Origin of the sequence: Legionella lytica (genome assembly GCF_044626755.1) — a bacterium.
In the GTDB taxonomy this organism is placed as follows: Bacteria; Pseudomonadota; Gammaproteobacteria; order Legionellales; family Legionellaceae; genus Legionella; species Legionella lytica_A.
Window position 1 is genome coordinate 94,790 of sequence record NZ_JBGORX010000001.1, and the last position, 17,271, is coordinate 112,060.

Consider the following 17,271-nt stretch of genomic DNA (forward strand, 5'->3'; position numbering starts at 1 on the left):
TATAGCACTTGCTATAAAAAAAGAAATTTTGCCTTTACCAGGTTAAAATATGCCAACTTCGCCTAATGTCTGGTATTATCTGAATACCCTAAGATAGAGGATACAGAGGATATTGTGTATATTATTACTGGCGGTGGAAGTGGTATAGGAAAAGCTTTAGCCTTATCCTTGGATAAACGCGGTAAAAATGTATTAATCATTGGTCGTCGAGAGCAGTTATTGAAGGAAACAGCAGCTGCCGGGACAAACATTCAATATTTCTGTGCCGATGTTGCTACTCCTGAGGGATTAGCAGCGATAAAAACGCACCTGGATTCGGTCACTCAAATTACCGCATTGATTAATAATGCAGGTATTTTATATCCCCTGGGCTTATTAAAAGACATCGATACTCAAGAATGGCAGAATGCCATAAACACGAATTTAAATGCCCCCCTCTATTTATCACAAATGTTATATGCCAAGTTAAACCAAGGGCGCGTGTTAAATATTGGTTCCGGAGCTGCTTATTTTGCCATAAAAGGCTGGGGGGCTTATTGCGTTTCAAAAGCCGCATTAGCCATGTTGTCTAAGTGTTGGCACCAGGAATCAGAATCAGTTGCCTTTGCGAGTGTCATGCCAGGAATTATTGATACGAACATGCAAGTTCTTGCTCGCAGTGACGAAAATCCAGATCATGATCAAGGTAATTTTTATAAACGTCTGAAAGAGAAGGGACGTTTAGTGGCCCCAGAAACTGTTGCCGAATTTTTAACCTGGTTATTATTGGATGTTGATGCCCAAACCTATGTTTCTAAAGAGTGGGACATTTACGACACCAGCCACCATGTGTCATGGCTTAAAGCCCCTCATCAAGTTCTTCATTGGGATTTTTAATGTCTGCTTGCGATAAATTACTAGTTAATGCAACGACTATTGATGCTTGTGGCACACAATTGACACAACAGGCAATCGCCATTAATGATGGCATTATTTCCTGGTGTGGTCCTGAAGCTCAATTGCCCTCGCACTTTAACGAAACGAAAGAGCGGGTTGATTGTCATGGGCAATTAATTACACCAGGCTTGATTGATTGTCATACGCATTTGGTTTTTGCGGGAAATCGAGCGGCAGAGTTTCAGATGAAACTCGCTGGGGTAAGTTATGCAGAAATTGCTAAAGCCGGTGGCGGAATAATCTCAACGGTAAAGCAAACTCGCGCCGCCTCAGAGGAAGAGCTCCTTCAGCAATCGTTACCGCGAGTTTTAGCGTTAAAAAACGAAGGGGTGACTACGCTAGAAATTAAATCAGGCTACGGTTTAGATTTGCCTACGGAGCTCAAAATGCTCCGTGTGGCGAAACGACTGGGTGAAATGACTGGTTTGAGAGTACGTAAAACCTTTTTGGGGGCTCATACAGTCGGACCTGAGTTTGTCGGAAACAGCCAAGCTTATGTTGATCTGTTATGCCAGGAAATGCTTCCTGCTTTAGTGGAGACGAATTTAGTTGATGCGGTTGATGTCTTTTGTGAATCCATCGCTTTTTCGCTTGTGCAAACCGAACAAATTTTTCGTGCCGCTCAGGCCTTTAATTTACCGATAAAATGCCACGCAGAGCAATTATCTAATCTGGGTGCAAGTCAGCTTGCTGCCGAATTTGGGGCTTTATCTTGTGACCATCTTGAATTTTTGGATGAGAAAGGCGCACAGGCATTGGCTAAGTCTAATACTGTCGCGGTATTACTTCCTGGAGCCTATTATTTTTTACGCGAACAACATAAACCCCCGGTAGATTTATTACGCCAGGCGGGAGTAGGGATGGCTATTGCTAGCGATTGCAATCCCGGTTCTTCACCAACTGCCTCATTAAGATTGATGATGAGTATGGCTTGCCAGTTTTTTGCTTTATCTGTTCCTGAGGTGTTGGCTGGAGTGACAAGTCAAGCCGCAAAAGCTTTGGGTTTAGACCAAGATGTAGGGCAGATTGCTCCTGGTATGGCGGCAGATTTGGTATTGTGGTCCGCTACTGAAGGGGCGGCACTGTGTTATTATTTTGCATATCCATTGCCTCACCAAACAATGATTGCTGGTGAATGGATATCTAAGAATGATTTGGGAACTAAATTATGATGAACCAATTGAAATTCGTTTTATCGCTGTTAGTTATTGCTTCTTCTTTTGCTGCTCATGCAGTAACTCCAGCATCATTTAAGAAAGAAACATCGACTTATATTATCGATGTAAAATACCCACAGGGCTTTAAAGATGCCACTGTGAATATGGTGGTAAAAGATTTTATTGAGCAAACACAAAAAAGTTTTTTTAGTGAGCTCTCAGAAGATGAAAATATTGCATTAGATGTCTCGGGTAAAAGTGGACTAAATATTACTTACTCTATTCCTTACGAACAAAATAATGCGTTAAGTGTTCGTTTTAATGTTTCTATTTATCATCGCGGTGCGGCTCATCCCTTAAATACTACTGCTGTATTGAATTTTGTTAATAATCGCCAAGTGGAACTCGCTGAGTTATTTGTTAACGGGGCAGATTATTTAAAAACAATTTCTGAACTGAGTAGTAAAGATATTAGTGCAAAGAATATTTCTGATGCGAAATGGATTAAGGAAGGGACTAAGCCCGTCGCAGAGAATTACCATGTTTGGTCTTTCTCACCAAAAGGACTTGAGCTCATTTTCGATAGCTATCAAGTGGCGGCTTATGTTTATGGTCCACAAATAGTTTCAATTCCTTTATCTGCTATTTCAGCGATGTTGAAACCTGAAATACAAAAAGTTTGGAAGTCTTGATGAGAGATACACCTTTTATTGCTGCTGATAAAAAAGTAGCTGAGTTAACTTTTCGGGTCATTATTTTGGCCATACTATTGACTGTATTATTGGCCATGTCCAATGCCTATTTGGCCTTGAAGTTAGGGATTCTGACTTCTGCATCAATTCCTGCTGCCATTATTTCCATGGGAATTTTACGCTTCTTTAAAAACTCCACAATTTTGGAAAATAATGCCGTGCAAACAGCCGCCTCTGCTGGAGAAGCTGTTGCTGGTGGCATTGTGTATACCATTCCCGCTTTGATTATTATTGGTTATTGGAATCATTTTGATTACCTGACTAACTTTTTTATTGCCGTGAGTGGGGGAGTTCTTGGTGTTCTATTCTCAATTCCTTTGCGCCGTCTTTTAGTTAATGATCGTAATTTAAAATTCCCTGAAGGACGTGCTATTGCAGAGGTGTTAAAATCTTCCGTAGAAAAATCCGGAATTAGCGACATCATGATGGGGGGCGCGATTGGCGGCCTGATTGAGTTGTTGCAAACTGGTTTTAAACTTATTGCAAGCAGCTGGGGGTATTGGTTTGTGGTGAAGCGCTCCTTATTTGGTGTAGGGGCGGGTTTCTCGGCAACTATGATTGGTGCGGGTTATTTGGTCGGGCATGATATGGCCATCAGCATCTTTTTGGGGGCCGTTATTTCCTGGTTAGTGGCGCTACCTATAGTAAGTCGTTTTTACCCTGAATTTTTAACCCATTACAATCCAGAGCAAGCCGCTTCATTCCTATGGAATAGTGAAATGCGCTATCTGGGGATTGGAGCTATGTTATTCGCTGGCATGTGGACTTTTCTGAAATTAGTTAAGCCACTGTCAAAGAGCATTCAAACCTCTTTTAGTACCTTTGTAGCGAAAAGCCGTCTGGATTCGCAAGTTCCGCGCACAGACAAAGACATCCCTCTTCCTTATCTACTCATGGGGATCGGGGTGATGGCTTCGATTTTGTTTTTATTTTTCCAGTTAGTGCTCCCTTTAGCGCAAGTGGGCTTAGAGAACAATTATTCACCCACACTAGTATTTCTCGCCGTACTGTATGTCTTATTTATTGGTTTTCTCTTTTCAGTAATTACGGCCTATTTTTCGGGAATGGTAGGGGTTACTGCCAGTCCAGGAAGCTCGGTAGTTATTTCAGGAATGTTATTTGCTGCATGGTTGTTATTAGTTGCCATCGATCATTTCCTACCATTGCCCTTAAGCCCTCAGCAAATACAAGCAGCCGAGGCGATTACCATTATAATTGGTTCGGTAGTTACTGGGATTGCGGCTATTGCCAATGATAATACTCAGGATTTAAAAGTAGGGCAGTTGGTTGGCGCAACGCCCTGGAAGCAACAGCTTATGCTTTTACTCGGGGTTGTGGTTTCTGCGCTGGTAATTCCACCGGTGATGCAGCTGTTATTTAATGTTTATGGTATTGCGGGGGTAATGCCACACCCAGGGATGGATGTGAGCCAATCTTTACCTGCACCTACAGCTGCCTTAATGGCTGCAATAACTGAAGCAGTGTTTCAAAATTCATTGCCTTGGAATATGATGTTTATCGGTTCAGGGATCATTTTAGTAATCATTTTACTGAATCATATTTTTAAAATAAGACGCATTCTCAATTTGTCCATTCTTGGGGTTGCGATAGGCATGTATTTACCTCTTTCCTCCTCCTTCCCACTATTCATTGGTGGGATGATTGCTTTATTTGTACAACGGCATTTACGTCGCGTTCAGAAAGATAAGGAAGAACAGGTTACGAGAAAGCAAAAGGGCACTTTGATTGCTTGTGGTTTAGTTGCGGGTTCGGCGATCATTGATGTATTGCTCGCTATTCCATTCTCGATTGCGAAAAATCCTGATGCATTGCAATTGGCCGGCGCTAGCTGGAAAAATGCCAGTGTTTATTTAGGGGGTTTATCTACATTATTATTAGCTTGGTGGATTAATCGCCGCGTTTGTTCTGGAAAAATTTAAATGTAGGTTGGGCCTAGGGTCTGACCTCTGGTTGAATTTACCCAAAATGAATCTATTAACCAGTTTATATTTATTTTGAATCTTAGTATGTAGGTCGGGCTTATGGCTAGACCTACGTTTATGTGCTTGCTTTAGTGCAATCGCATTACTTGTTGATTTAACTCATCCAGCGCTTGTTCTGATTTGGTTTTGAAAGAAAATAACCCTAAACCATATAAGGCGACGGAAACAGGTAGAGCTGCGCAGGCTAACCATTTACCCCATTCTCGATAATGACAAAGTACGGTTCTCGCCGTTTCAATTGCGTTATTATAGCGCTGTTTAAATGCGTTTATTTTGATATCGTCAGCAGCATCGTTTTGAAAAAGCGTAATTTTAGCTTTCATGCATTCGACTAATAGGGTTTTCGTTGCGGAAGCGGCCTCAGTATATCTTACGTTTGTACGCGATTTTTCTTTCATACTTAGATACTGAGTACCTAGTTTTTGTAAATGCGTATCGAGCCCCATAGCAGTTAACATATAGTTTAATTCTGGAGCATGGTTAAATGAGCTCAGTGTAATGAGTACATTAGTTAGCTCAGAATCATCCAGAACAACATCATAGAATGCATCTGGGAGATTAAGCAGATATTCTGTTTGCTCCTTTAGCGACAAACGTGCAAGCCTGAATAAAATAGGTGTGATCAACCGAGGTTGGTACACTATTGCTATTTCAAGGGCATGCATTTGCTGTAAGTTCTTGGTACTAATATCGGCATCTTTATCGAGTAGTTTTTTTGCTAAGTAGGTATTACCGCCTTTGATTGCATGGTGCAATAGGGTATCAAGATTCGTATCAAGTTGATTGATGTTTACATCTAATTTAATTAACTGGCTTAATTGCTCTTCGGAGCCCAATAACGAAACCAGAGTTAAGGATGTTTCTCCATGTAGAGTTTCTTGATTGAATAATGCACTGACTTGTTCTGCATTAGGATGTTGTAAGACGCTCTCGATTACAGGTTTGAATAATGCAGGATGCTGAGCAGCTACATAGAATAAAACATTACTATAGGGGCCATGAGGTACATAAATAAGGCAGCGCATTTGCTCTTCCACAGAAAGTGTAGCCATTCCCAGTACCAACAATTTAAAGAGCTCAGGATCGTAGTGTGCGGCAATATCAAGTAGTTCTGTTGTAAGTTCACTGTATCGCTCATCGCGAATAAGTAATAGCATTTGTTTTTGAAGTGTCTCGATAAACAAGCGCTTAAACTTGAATTGTGGCACTAAAATATTCTCAGGACGCTGATAAAAAGCTATAAGTAACCTTAATATTTGAGGCTTCCATAGTGGTACAGTTTCATGTATATCCTGGATATGTCCTTGAGAAAGAATAAGGTCATATAAGCTTTTAAAGCATGCTGCATCTGGACTGTCATTACCTAATAAAAATTGATAAGCATAAATAGAACGTTGTAAATCAGTCTCTCCTGCTGTTGTGCCTACGATAACTGGTGTCACTGCTACCATATTTCCCATGGCAATTTGGTGAACTAGGTTAACACAGGCTTCATCCCTAATACTTTTAGGGGCTTGATTTCTATGTATGATTTGAACAGCAGTACCTGAGAATAAATCTACCTCTTGGTTGTCGGCATAGACGGTCATTTTTTGAGTTAAGGACTGTGTTTTATCCATCAGGTTAGGATGTTCTTCATGTATGTATTCAATTAAGGCGATTTTTTCGTTTACAGAAAGGGTGGATGTGGCATGCGCGCTGTTAAATTCAATGAATAATAAACGTCCATATTCTGTGTCTTGTGCGGCTATTTGGCTTATAAAGGCAATTTGACATTTTAGCGCCAACTCATTCAATCCCATAATTTGCATAAGTTCTAATGGTTTTAACGGTTCTTGATGTGTGGTGCTCTTGTGCGCATCTAGCCTCTTGAAGACATAGGGTATTATACATCCTTCGCGACTACATTCTGTGCGTCCACATTCACCTGGACTACATTCTTTCTGGGCTAGAAAAGTTATTAAAATATCCATTTGGTGCTTTTCGTCAAGAGCGGCTAAGTGTTTAGGGGCCTGTAATAATTCAGTAAAATGTGGGGTTAGCTCTGCTTGCCTCCAGGCAGTAGTACGCAGATAGTTTAAACAATGTGATAATTGCAAACTATCTATTGGGTCTAGTCGAGGCTGTGCTTTTTGAGCGAGCAGAACTATTTGGCGCTCTAGTTTATCTACAATGAATTTATGAGTTGTGTTGCTTAATGGCTGTAGTCGGGAATTTTGCTGCGGCAAAAATACTGGCATAAAAAGAGCGTGTGTTAGTAGGGTATAAGGGGCTAGGTTATTCCAAAAATGGAGTAATTCATTATCAGCCAGGTTTTCTGGGTGGTTTGGGCTAATCCATCTACCAAAATCAGAATGTATCATTATTGTTAAAACATATTGCGTGGTTTGGGGCGCGGTGAGCAGGCCAGCGTTGCACGCTGCGAAGAGAATGCCTGTCATTTTTCTTAGGTGCTCAGCAGTACTTGGTTGTATGTTTAGCACCAATATTGATACGAACGTGGAGGCAAGCAAGGCTTCAAGCAAAGATCGATCCCGAGGGTGTGGTGGTTGAAGGTGCAGGTGTTGGCTAATATTTGCCTCGAGCAAACGTTGTACGAGTTGCTCGCGATTAGTGGCGGCGTTGAGAACCATGGAAATAAGCAACATGCGTTTTGTCCATGAATCCAGTTGTTTTGTGGAATAAGGAACCGTAAGCAGTGGTTCTCCGGTTGGCACTAGACATTCAATATTTTGCTCCAGAAGTGACTGGTAGTTTTTTTTGTGTGCCTCATTGGTTCCAGATAAGATGATCTTGAGTTCGGCTGCGGTTTTACCTGCGAGGATGATTTGTTCTTTATAGAAATTGGAGGGGCTTCTGTCGATGGGGATTGGTCTGGAAGAAGAGGCTACAGTGTCTGCAAGGAGATTATTTGAGGAGCTTGGAGTGGCTTGTGGCTTTTGGGGCAACTGTTCTGATGAATTGGAGCTGTTGGCAAAAAACTCTGCAGTTCCTTTTACTATCTTCGTGGTAACTTTTGCTGTTCCTACTACTACTTTTGCGGTACCTTTTACTACAGTGGTTGTGCCTTTTACTACCTTTCCTAATTTCTTCAATGTACCCATAGAGTAACTATCCGTCTTGTTTTGGCTTATTTTTGATCAAAATTATAAAATAAAAGCAAAGAGATCGCTATTATTAGTTTATAAAATTATGAGGTAGATTGGAGAAATGTAGGCTGATAGCCCAGCCTACGGGGAATATCTTTTACAACGATTCAATACGAATCTTATGTTGCAACAGTTTTTCTTTAGCTTGTTGTGCTTGCGCCAGCTTTTCCTGTTCTTTGGTAATAATTTCAGCAGGGGCTTTATCCGTAAACTTAGGATTATCCAATTTACCTGCAGCCAAGCTAATGTCTTTTTCCAGTTTTGCCAATTCCTTAACCAAGCGGGCTAACTCTGCTTCTTTATCAATTAAATCAGCCATTGGAATCAACAGCTCAATTTCTCCTAGTACTGCAGTTGCAGAAACAGGAGGCTTTTCATCTGCTTCCAAGTAGTTAATTTGCGTTAACTTGCTTAAAACTTTTAAGGTATGCTGATACTTTTCCATGCGCTCTTTGAGTTCAGGAGTATAGTTACGAACATACAATGGAATTTGTTTTCCGGGGGAAATCGACATCTCACTACGAATAGTACGTATTGCCTGGATTGCGGATTTAAGCCATTCCAACTCTTCCTCAATGGTATCATTGAGGAATTCTTCATCTACTTGAGGATAGTTGCTTAGCATGATGCTGGTGGTGCCATTCTCGCTAGTGAGTTTAGACGTACGTTGCCAAATCTCTTCGGTAATGAACGGCATTAATGGGTGCAGTAGTTTAAGGATTTGATCTAATACATGGAACAAGGTTTTACGTGTGCCGCGTTTTAATGGAGCTAGCGCATGCTCATCTTGAAGGATGGGCTTAGATAATTCGAGGTACCAGTCACAATATTCATGCCAGACGAACTCATAAACTGTATTAGCCAACAAATCAAAGCGATAGGTTTCAAAATAATGATGTACCTTGCTAATGGTTCGTTGTAAGCGGGATAAAATCCATTCATCTGCAGGACTGTATTGGAATGGGCCATCTTCGAAATCAACTTGTTCTTCATCGGTATTTAACAATACATAACGGGCTGCATTCCATAATTTATTACAGAAATTTCGATAGCCTTCCACACGACCCACATCAAAGCGGACGTTACGTCCAGTTGATGCTAATGAGCAATAAGTAAAGCGCAGTGCATCTGTTCCATAGGCGTTAATGCCATCAGGAAATTCTTTACGAGTTGCCTTCACAATTTTATCGCGAACGGATTGTAACATCAGATTGGAAGTACGCTTTTCGATCAGTGAGTCCAAATCAATACCATCAATCAGGTCAAGGGGATCTAACACGTTCCCTTTTGATTTAGACATTTTATGGCCTTCGCTATCGCGAATTAGACCAGTAATGTATACGTCTTTAAACGGAACTTTTCCAGTGAACTTAAGACCCATCATAATCATGCGGGCAACCCAGAAGAAAATAATGTCAAAACCTGTTACTAATACCGAAGTAGGGTAGAACTGTTCGAGTTCAGGAGTACGCTCTGGCCAGCCTAAGGTTGAAAAAGGCCATAGAGCAGAGGAGAACCAGGTATCCAGAACATCTTCATCCTGTTTTAACAGGGTGCCTTCTTTAATCTTGTATTTAAAGCGCACATCATTTTCGCTGTAACCTACATATACATTACCATTGCTGTCGTACCAGGCTGGGATACGATGCCCCCACCATAATTGACGGCTAATACACCAATCTTCAATATTTTCCATCCATTGGAAATAAGTTTTGCTCCAGTTTTCCGGGATAAAACGAATATCTCCATTTTTAACCGCAGCGATAGCAGGCTCTGCCAAGGGTTGGATTTTTACATACCATTGATCAGTTAATAGAGGTTCAATGATGACATTGGACTTTTCACCACGAGGTACTTTTAGTTTATGCGCTTCAGTTTTAACTAAAAAACCTTCTGCTTCTAAATCTTTAATAATTTGTTCACGCGCAACAAATCGGTCCATACCCTGATATTTTAACGGTGCATTTTTATTAATGGAGGCTTTTTTGGTAAAGACATTCATTACTGGTAGTTGATGACGCTTTCCAACTTCATGGTCATTAAAGTCATGAGCTGGGGTGATTTTAACGCAACCACTAGCAAATTCTTTATCAACATAGTCATCGGCAATGATAGGAATGGTTCGATCGCACAGTGGTAATTGTAACTGCTTGCCAATTAAATGCTTAAAGCGCTCATCCTCTGGGTTTACTGCAACGGCAGTGTCGCCGAGCAAGGTTTCAGGACGAGTAGTAGCGACAATTAATGACTCCGCAGAGTCTACAACCGGATAACGAATATGCCATAAAAAGCCATCTTCTTCTTCAGACAAAACTTCCAGATCGGATACTGCCGTGCCTAATTTAGGATCCCAGTTAACCAGGCGCGTTCCACGGTAAATTAAACCTTCATCATGAAGCTGTACGAATACTTTTTGCACCGCAGCTGATAAACCTTCATCCATTGTGAAGCGTTCTCTAGTCCAATCAACGGAAGCACCTAAACGTCGCATTTGTTGGGTGATGGTATTACCCGATTCTTCTTTCCATTGCCATACGCGTTCGAGGAACTCTTCACGGCTTAAATCTTTTCTATAAATACCATTCGCTTCTAATCGGCGTTCAACAACTAATTGTGTTGAAATACCGGCGTGGTCCGTACCAGGTTGCCATAAGGTTTTGTCGCCTAACATACGATGATAACGAGTTAGGGCATCCATAATGGTATGTTGAAAACCATGTCCCATATGCAGACTTCCGGTCACATTCGGAGGAGGAAGCATAATACAGTATTTTTTGCCATCGCCTTGAGGTTGAAAGTAATGATGGCTTTCCCATGTTTTATAACATGCGCTTTCAATCGCTTCGGGAGAGTAGATTTTATCCATGATATAAACCTGTACTGATAAAACCAGAGATAGTACCACAGGTTAGGGGGCATTTTACATGCTTGAAGGGATTTTGTAATGCTGGGGGATTGCTCCTAAATGTAACCCGTATTGCGCTGAGCTAATACGGGTTATTTTTCTTGTTTTTCTTATCTGGGGTAGCCTGATTGCAAGCAACCAGGTTAGGCTAACTAGGTTCCCTCAGGCACTCGATCATCGTCTTTTTTAGTGCGATGATCTTCAGCAATATAAGTGTACATCGTTGGTACTACAAATAAAGTAAAACAGGTACCAATTAAAAGCCCGGCTGCAATAACCAAACCGATATCAAAACGGCTTACCGCGCCTGCTCCACTAGCAATTAGTAGCGGTAATACGCCAAACACCATAGCTGCAGTAGTCATAAGAATAGGTCTTAATCGAATTCCTGCAGCTTCTTCTACTGCGGCACGGCGGTCCAGATTTTTTTCTCGTTGCAATTGATTGGCAAAGTCGACAATCAGAATTCCATGTTTGGAGATTAATCCAATCAAGGTAATCAAACCTACCTGAGTGTAGATGTTAATACTTGCTAAGCCTAAGTTTAACGGGATTAAGGCACCGCAAATCGACATCGGCACGCTAATTAAGACGATTAATGGATCACGAAAACTTTCATATTGAGCCGATAGAACCAGAAAAATAATGACAATGGCGAAGACAAAGGCGAATAAAAGCGCATTACCTTCTTGCATAAATTGTCTTGATGCACCGCCATAATCGGAAGAAAAGCCCTTGGGTAAGGTTTCATTGGCTGCTTCTTGTAAGAAACCCAAGCCCTCACCTAGGGTTTTTCCGGGCATCATAATTGCCTGGATAGTCGCTGAGTTGAGCTGTTGGAAATGGGAGGCCGCATTAGGCGCGGTTTTTTCCACAGCGGTTACTACAGTAGAAAGTGGGACCATCGTACTATTAATGCTTTTCACATAAATACGACCCAGTTGTTCAGGTGACATGCGGAATGAGCGATCCAGTTGGGGGATAACCTGATAGCTACGTCCCTGCAAATTGAAATAATTCACGTAGTTACCTGAAAGGGCGCTGGTTAAACTGCTTCCTACCGCCTGCATGTCTAATCCCATTTCGGATGCTTTCGAGCGGTTAATCTTTAACTCGATTTGCGGTTGGTTGAATTTCAGCGAGTTATCAACATAAATAAACATACCGCTAGTTCTTGCTTTATCCGCAAGTTGATTCGAAATTTCAAAGAGGCTTTGGAAGTCATTTGTAGTTTTAATCACAAATTGGACTGGAGTGCCACTACCCCCGCCGGGAAGGGGAGGGGGGACAATCGCGAAGGTATTTAAGCCGGCCACATGCGATAACTTATCTTGTAAGGGCTGCTTTAACTCAAATTGGCTTTTCTTTCGCTCATTCCAGGGCTTGAGCACCATTCCAGAAACCGGTTGACTACTATTAACCGTAAAGTAGTTTCCAGTTTCAGGGAAGCTTTTGTAGATGTCATCAAATGGCTTCGTAAACGCTTCAATGTAGTTGATTGTTGCAAATTGAGGTGCCGTGCCGATGACAAAGAAGAAACCTTGATCTTCTTCGGGCGCAGTTTCTGCAGCACTGTGCGTATAAAGATAAGGCAACATTAAAATCACTACGGCGGCAAAGGGAAGCATAATGATTCGTGTGTCTAAGAGACTGTGAAGAACGCGTTGGTATTTGTCTTTTAATTTATTAAAAAAGGTATCCAGGAAATGGACGAATTTACTACTACCAATATCGGCCGTTAGTACTTTAGAGCACATCATTGGCGATAAGGTTAATGCAATCAGTCCAGAAATAATTACCGCACAGGCTAGTGTAAATGCGAACTCTTTAAATAACGCTCCTGTTAATCCCCCCATAAAGCCAATTGGTGCATAAACTGCCGCCAGAGTGATGGTCATGGCAATAACGGGAGTGGAAATTTCGCGGGCACCAATGATTGCTGCATCAAAAGGCGTTTTCCCTTCTTCAATATGGCGGTGGATATTCTCCACAACCACAATGGCATCATCGACTACCAAGCCAATGGCGAGCACAAAGGCGAGCAAGGTAAGCAGGTTAATACTGTAACCTAACATGAGCATTAGGGTACACACACCAACGAGTGATAATGGAATGGTTACAATAGGGATAAATACGGAACGCATAGAACCTAAGAACAAATAAATTACTACAATAACAATGGCTGCTGCTTCAATAATAGTATGGATTACTTCATCTAATGAGGCCCGAATAAAGTCTGTTGCGTCATAAACGATGGTTCCGGTTAATGAAGGTGGAAATTCCTTGGTAATGGACGGCATGAGCGTGCGTACATCACTGATTACTGTTAATGGATTTGCCGTTGGGGTTGGGGTAATAGAAATAAACACTGCTTTTTTACTATTAAAGGTCACTGAGGTGTCATAGCTTTGAGAACCTAATTCAATTTTTGCGATGTCATGTAAGCGTACGATAGAACCTTTATCGCTTTTAACAATGAGGTTACTAAATTGCGAAGCATCATTCAGATCAGTTTTGGCGGTGATGCTCAGCGCTACGTATTCGCCTTTAGTATTTCCTGCTGCGGTTAAGAAGTTATTTTTTGCAAGTGCGGCGGAAACATCGGAAGGGGCCACATTTAAAGCTGCCATTTTTATCGGATTGAGGAATATTCTCATGGAGTAAGTTGAACCCCCGAGAATTTCTGCTTTCGCTACCCCATCAACGGTTTGTAATTGTGGTTGCACCACCCGAGTTGCGTAGTCGGTGATTTGTTGCGGTGTCATTTCCGTACTGTCTAAACTGATGTACATCAAGGCAGTTGATGAGTCAGATGCTTTTAAAATGACGGGTTGTTGTGCTTCTTTGGGCAGCTGATTAATGGTTTGTTGCACCTTACTCATCACGTCTGTAAAGGCGACTTGAGGATCAAAATTTAATTTAATGTTGAGGGTAATGGTACTCATGCCTTGGGTGCTTGATGAGGTCATGTAATCAATCCCTTCTGCACTGGCAACCGCATTTTCTAATGGTGAGGTAATAAAGCCGGCGATTAGATCGGCATCGGCCCCAGGATATCCAGTCATAATCGTAATAACGGTATTATCCATACGTGGATATTGGCGAATTTGCATGTCATGCATGGCATTGAGGCCAAACAGGAAAATGAGCAAGCTAATTACCATGGCAAGTACAGGCCGCTTGATAAAAAGATCGGTAAATTTCATAAATTATCCTGATAAAAAGTAATTCATTTTCTGGGTTAGGCATTAATGCTTAACCCAAGGATTAAGGGGGGTACTTTATCTTTTATTGACCCAGTAGATGGGGATTACTGGTATCATTGAGTTTGACTTCATTATTGATTACAACAGGAGTACCGTTTTGTAGTTTGATTTCCCCGGCACTAACAACCTGTTGTCCTGCTTTTACCCCTTTTTTAATTACGGTGTAATTTCCACGTTGTTTACCAATGGTGACAAACACACGATTTACAGTAAGTACGTCGGTACCATCGGGATTTTTCTTACCTTCTTTATCTTTTTCGATGATGTAAACCGAGTTACCGTAGAGACTGTAGGAAATTGCTGTTGATGGCACTACAACGGTATGGGCTTTTGCTGCTTGGTCAATTTCTATTGCAGCAAACATCCCAGGTACAAAAGCATATTTTTGTACTTTATTTTGGGCATTGGTTTCAGTACTACAAGAAACAATGTGTTTGCTGCTATTTGCTTCCTGATGCGTTTTAACTAGCGGTGAGCCAGCTGGATTTTTAATTGCGCTCGCAGGGCAGTTCGCGAGCACACCTTGCACCAGAACATTATGTGTATTCAAATCTACTTTAGAGTTAATCGCTGAAACTTTTGCTTCAAAGAGAAGCTCAGGGAACTGTTCTAGAGAAAAGGTAATGGTTTGATTGGGGTGTACCTTTTTATACAGTTGCTCAGGAAGATAAAAGTCTAAATACAATGGGTCTAATGATTGCAAGGAAACAATCGTTGTTTGTCCTGGATTGACAAACTGACCTACGTTGACTTGGCGAATACCTAAACGTCCTGAAAATGGCGCGGTAATATGCTTTTGATTAATTTGGGCTTGGGTTTGATCAACCTTTGCTTGGGCTTGATCAAGCATTGCTTTGGCTTCATCCACGCTGGAAATGGGCGTTGCTCCGCGCTTAAATAAATCGGATTGACGTTTGTAGCTAAGTGCTTTTAGTGCCAGATCGGATTGGTTAAATTTTAGAACGGCTTGATCAATTGAATCATCTAAAGTAACTAGTGGGGCACCTTTCTCAACATACTGGCCTGATTCAAAATCAATTTTAATCACATTGCCTGAGGCTTGAGAGCCGAGATCCACACCATTTAAGGCAACAAAATTACCTACAGCATTGAGCGTTGGAACCCAATTGATTTCTTTGGCTGCAGTAGATGCAACCGCAACTGCAGGAGGTTGGTAGCTGGCAAAAAACCGTTTAATCATAAATGCCTTAATGAAATTAAAAGCAATAATTCCACCGAAAATAACCAAGAGGGCTATGCCCATTATAATCAAACGTTTTTTCATGAGGTGCCTCTACAAATTTAAAACGGGGCTAAATATATCACGAAAGGGAGGCTTAATTCTCTCAATTATTTTAATTTTATTTAATGGGTTGACAATAGATTGTATTGGCCATAATACTTTGTTCTTTCTTTGTGACGCACCATGCCTTTTTGCTACAATGGTCAAAGTTTAAAACATCTTTACTTAAGTTTTTACCTTGTTGATAACTACAACGTGGTTACAAAAAAAACCTATTGACTAAATACAATACTTTGTTACTATGCCGCTTTCATAACGAAAAAGGGGAAAACCATGAAGTTGAAGTCCTTGTTGTTTGTAATCTGTTTAGGCTTCTTTAGCAATCTTTTTGCAGTAACTGCACATGTGCATCCAAAGGCAGATGCAGCTGATAAAAAGTCTATCGCTAAAGCGACTATGTTTCCTGGCTATTGCCAAATCGAAATTATAAACGACAGTTTCACTGACGTTTACGTATATGGAACTTTTGATGATGGTAGCACAATTGATTTTAGTATCTATCGTTACGAAGCGCCTCATTACATTAACTTATTCTATTATTTCTACTGCCATAGCGGTATGTACCTCACAATTCAATCTCCATACGGAGTTGTTTATTCTGGTTGGACTAACGTAGACAGCACTATTCACGTTGTTCCTTTCCTGAAAAATGGCGTTAAAGCTGAAATATCACGCCGATAATTTTTGATTAAGAAGTAAAAAAGTTTATTTAATAGGGAAGTTGCATTTAGGTGTAACTTCCTTTTTTTTGTCTATGTGGAGTCATCCAATGAAACGTTTAATACCTTGTATGCTGTTATTACCTTTACTGTCTTCTTGTGTTCCTGAGGGGGCATATTACGAGCCAGGTTATTATGCGCCACCACCGCCTCCACCCTATGTTGAAATACATCGTTATGAAGAGCATCGTCATTATGATCATGGTCCTCGTCATCATCATAATGACTACCGCCCCGCTCCTCAAGCTCGGGTATATCAAGCGCCGAGTAATGCTCATGGAAATGCTCATGGCCATGGTGCTAGGCACGGTGGGCACGGGGTAGTTATTAATCCTGGTCAGCCACAAATACGACCACAGCCACAGGTACGGCCACAGCCACAAATACGGCCACAACCACAGGTACGGCCACAACCACAGGTACGGCCACAACCGCAAGTACGGCCACAACCACAAGTACATTCACAACCACGGGTTCAATCACAGGAGGAGGCGCGCCCACAAGGGCCTGCGAATCACCCATCCTCTGCTGCTCAAGTAATCGTTCATCCGAATGCAGTAGAACACCAATAACTAAAAACCCCCGCCCGTATTAGCGCAACCTAATACGGGGCCCTATCATATGAAGATAGCTCATCGCGAAAGAGTAGGGGCTTCTTAGGATGCGGTACAGCATTGCATTCGTATCCGATTGAATTTTGTGGTAGTCTTAGCTGCGTTTTTTTATTTGAGGGATTCCATTGATGCGTAACCTATTTAAAATCCTCCATCTTGGGTTTTTATCTTTAATTTTGACTGCATGTGTGGCTTCGCCAGGAAGTGAAAGCACGGGGGAGTTTCTTGATAGCTCCACGACCACCACCAAAGTAAAAGCAACCTTAGTGAATGATTTAGGAACGACTGGAATTTCGATACAAGTTAAAACTTTTAAAGATCAGGTACAACTAAGTGGTTTCGTTCCTACTGAGCGCTTAAAACAAAGAGCAGGCGCTATTGCTGCCGGTGTAGATGGTGTAAGCAGCGTTATTAACGATATCGTTGTTAAACCTTGATGTAATTATTTCCAGGCTAAGGAACTTACT

General features: G+C 41.4%; 11 protein-coding genes. 7 read left to right on the forward strand and 4 right to left on the reverse strand.

Going from position 1 to position 17,271, the window contains the following annotated elements; genetic code table 11:
- The first annotated feature begins 114 nt into the window (after positions 1 to 114).
- From ACD661_RS00370 to ACD661_RS00385, 4 genes are read left to right on the forward strand one after another with little or no spacing between them, the layout of a single operon-like run.
- Positions 115 to 876, forward strand: a complete 762-nt coding sequence (locus tag ACD661_RS00370; protein ID WP_400185480.1) for an SDR family NAD(P)-dependent oxidoreductase — start codon at positions 115 to 117, stop codon at positions 874 to 876.
- On the forward strand, positions 876 to 2,108 hold the full coding sequence (gene hutI / locus ACD661_RS00375) for an imidazolonepropionase (RefSeq protein ID WP_400185481.1): 1,233 nt from the start codon (positions 876 to 878) through the stop codon (positions 2,106 to 2,108). Before ACD661_RS00370 ends, hutI begins: the two co-directional genes overlap by 1 nt.
- The gene (locus tag ACD661_RS00380) at positions 2,105 to 2,785 is read left to right on the forward strand and encodes an RsiV family protein (protein ID WP_400185483.1); all 681 of its coding nucleotides are present in this window, start codon (positions 2,105 to 2,107) and stop codon (positions 2,783 to 2,785) included. The genes hutI and ACD661_RS00380 overlap by 4 nt, the downstream gene beginning before the upstream one ends.
- Positions 2,785 to 4,785: an OPT family oligopeptide transporter gene (locus ACD661_RS00385; RefSeq protein WP_400185485.1), complete on the forward strand. Its 2,001-nt coding sequence runs from the start codon at positions 2,785 to 2,787 to the stop codon at positions 4,783 to 4,785. The genes ACD661_RS00380 and ACD661_RS00385 overlap by 1 nt, the downstream gene beginning before the upstream one ends.
- A 131-nt stretch (positions 4,786 to 4,916) precedes the next feature.
- Here ACD661_RS00385 and ACD661_RS00390 read toward each other — a convergent pair whose 3' ends face one another.
- The 4 genes from ACD661_RS00390 to ACD661_RS00405 form a co-directional block, all read right to left on the reverse strand.
- Entirely contained in the window at positions 4,917 to 7,952 is a 3,036-nt protein-coding gene (locus ACD661_RS00390) for a hypothetical protein (protein WP_400185487.1), read from the reverse strand.
- A 142-nt stretch (positions 7,953 to 8,094) separates the two neighbouring features.
- Complete coding sequence (locus ACD661_RS00395) at positions 8,095 to 10,863, reverse strand: valine--tRNA ligase (protein ID WP_400185489.1); 2,769 nt, start codon at positions 10,861 to 10,863, stop codon at positions 8,095 to 8,097.
- A 191-nt stretch (positions 10,864 to 11,054) separates the two neighbouring features.
- The gene (locus ACD661_RS00400; RefSeq protein WP_400185491.1) at positions 11,055 to 14,108 is read right to left on the reverse strand and encodes an efflux RND transporter permease subunit; all 3,054 of its coding nucleotides are present in this window, start codon (positions 14,106 to 14,108) and stop codon (positions 11,055 to 11,057) included.
- A gap of 82 nt (positions 14,109 to 14,190) precedes the next feature.
- Positions 14,191 to 15,453, reverse strand: coding sequence for an efflux RND transporter periplasmic adaptor subunit (locus tag ACD661_RS00405; RefSeq protein WP_400185493.1), 1,263 nt, complete (start codon positions 15,451 to 15,453; stop codon positions 14,191 to 14,193).
- A gap of 291 nt (positions 15,454 to 15,744) precedes the next feature.
- Here ACD661_RS00405 and ACD661_RS00410 point away from each other — a divergent pair, with 291 nt between their 5' ends.
- The 3 genes from ACD661_RS00410 (at position 15,745) to ACD661_RS00420 (ending at position 17,241) form a co-directional block, all read left to right on the forward strand.
- A complete protein-coding gene (locus ACD661_RS00410) occupies positions 15,745 to 16,152 on the forward strand; it encodes a hypothetical protein (RefSeq protein WP_400185494.1) in 408 nt (135 codons plus the stop codon).
- Between the two features lie 88 nt (positions 16,153 to 16,240).
- Positions 16,241 to 16,762: a hypothetical protein gene (locus ACD661_RS00415; protein ID WP_400185496.1), complete on the forward strand. Its 522-nt coding sequence runs from the start codon at positions 16,241 to 16,243 to the stop codon at positions 16,760 to 16,762.
- Between the two features lie 170 nt (positions 16,763 to 16,932).
- Complete coding sequence (locus tag ACD661_RS00420) at positions 16,933 to 17,241, forward strand: BON domain-containing protein (protein ID WP_400185497.1); 309 nt, start codon at positions 16,933 to 16,935, stop codon at positions 17,239 to 17,241.
- Positions 17,242 to 17,271: the final 30 nt, after the last annotated feature.

Excerpts from the sequence above, each read along its gene's own strand:
- hutI (WP_400185481.1), top strand. The coding sequence starts at position 876 with ATGTCTGCTTGCGATAAATTACTAGTTAATGCAACGACTATTGATGCT.
- ACD661_RS00380 (WP_400185483.1), top strand. The coding sequence starts at position 2,105 with ATGATGAACCAATTGAAATTCGTTTTATCGCTGTTAGTTATTGCTTCT.
- ACD661_RS00385 (WP_400185485.1), top strand. The coding sequence starts at position 2,785 with ATGAGAGATACACCTTTTATTGCTGCTGATAAAAAAGTAGCTGAGTTA.
- ACD661_RS00390 (WP_400185487.1), bottom strand. The coding sequence starts at position 7,952 with ATGGGTACATTGAAGAAATTAGGAAAGGTAGTAAAAGGCACAACCACT.
- ACD661_RS00395 (WP_400185489.1), bottom strand. The coding sequence starts at position 10,863 with ATGGATAAAATCTACTCTCCCGAAGCGATTGAAAGCGCATGTTATAAA.
- ACD661_RS00400 (WP_400185491.1), bottom strand. The coding sequence starts at position 14,108 with ATGAAATTTACCGATCTTTTTATCAAGCGGCCTGTACTTGCCATGGTA.
- ACD661_RS00405 (WP_400185493.1), bottom strand. The coding sequence starts at position 15,453 with ATGAAAAAACGTTTGATTATAATGGGCATAGCCCTCTTGGTTATTTTC.
- ACD661_RS00410 (WP_400185494.1), top strand. The coding sequence starts at position 15,745 with ATGAAGTTGAAGTCCTTGTTGTTTGTAATCTGTTTAGGCTTCTTTAGC.
- ACD661_RS00415 (WP_400185496.1), top strand. The coding sequence starts at position 16,241 with ATGAAACGTTTAATACCTTGTATGCTGTTATTACCTTTACTGTCTTCT.
- ACD661_RS00420 (WP_400185497.1), top strand. The coding sequence starts at position 16,933 with ATGCGTAACCTATTTAAAATCCTCCATCTTGGGTTTTTATCTTTAATT.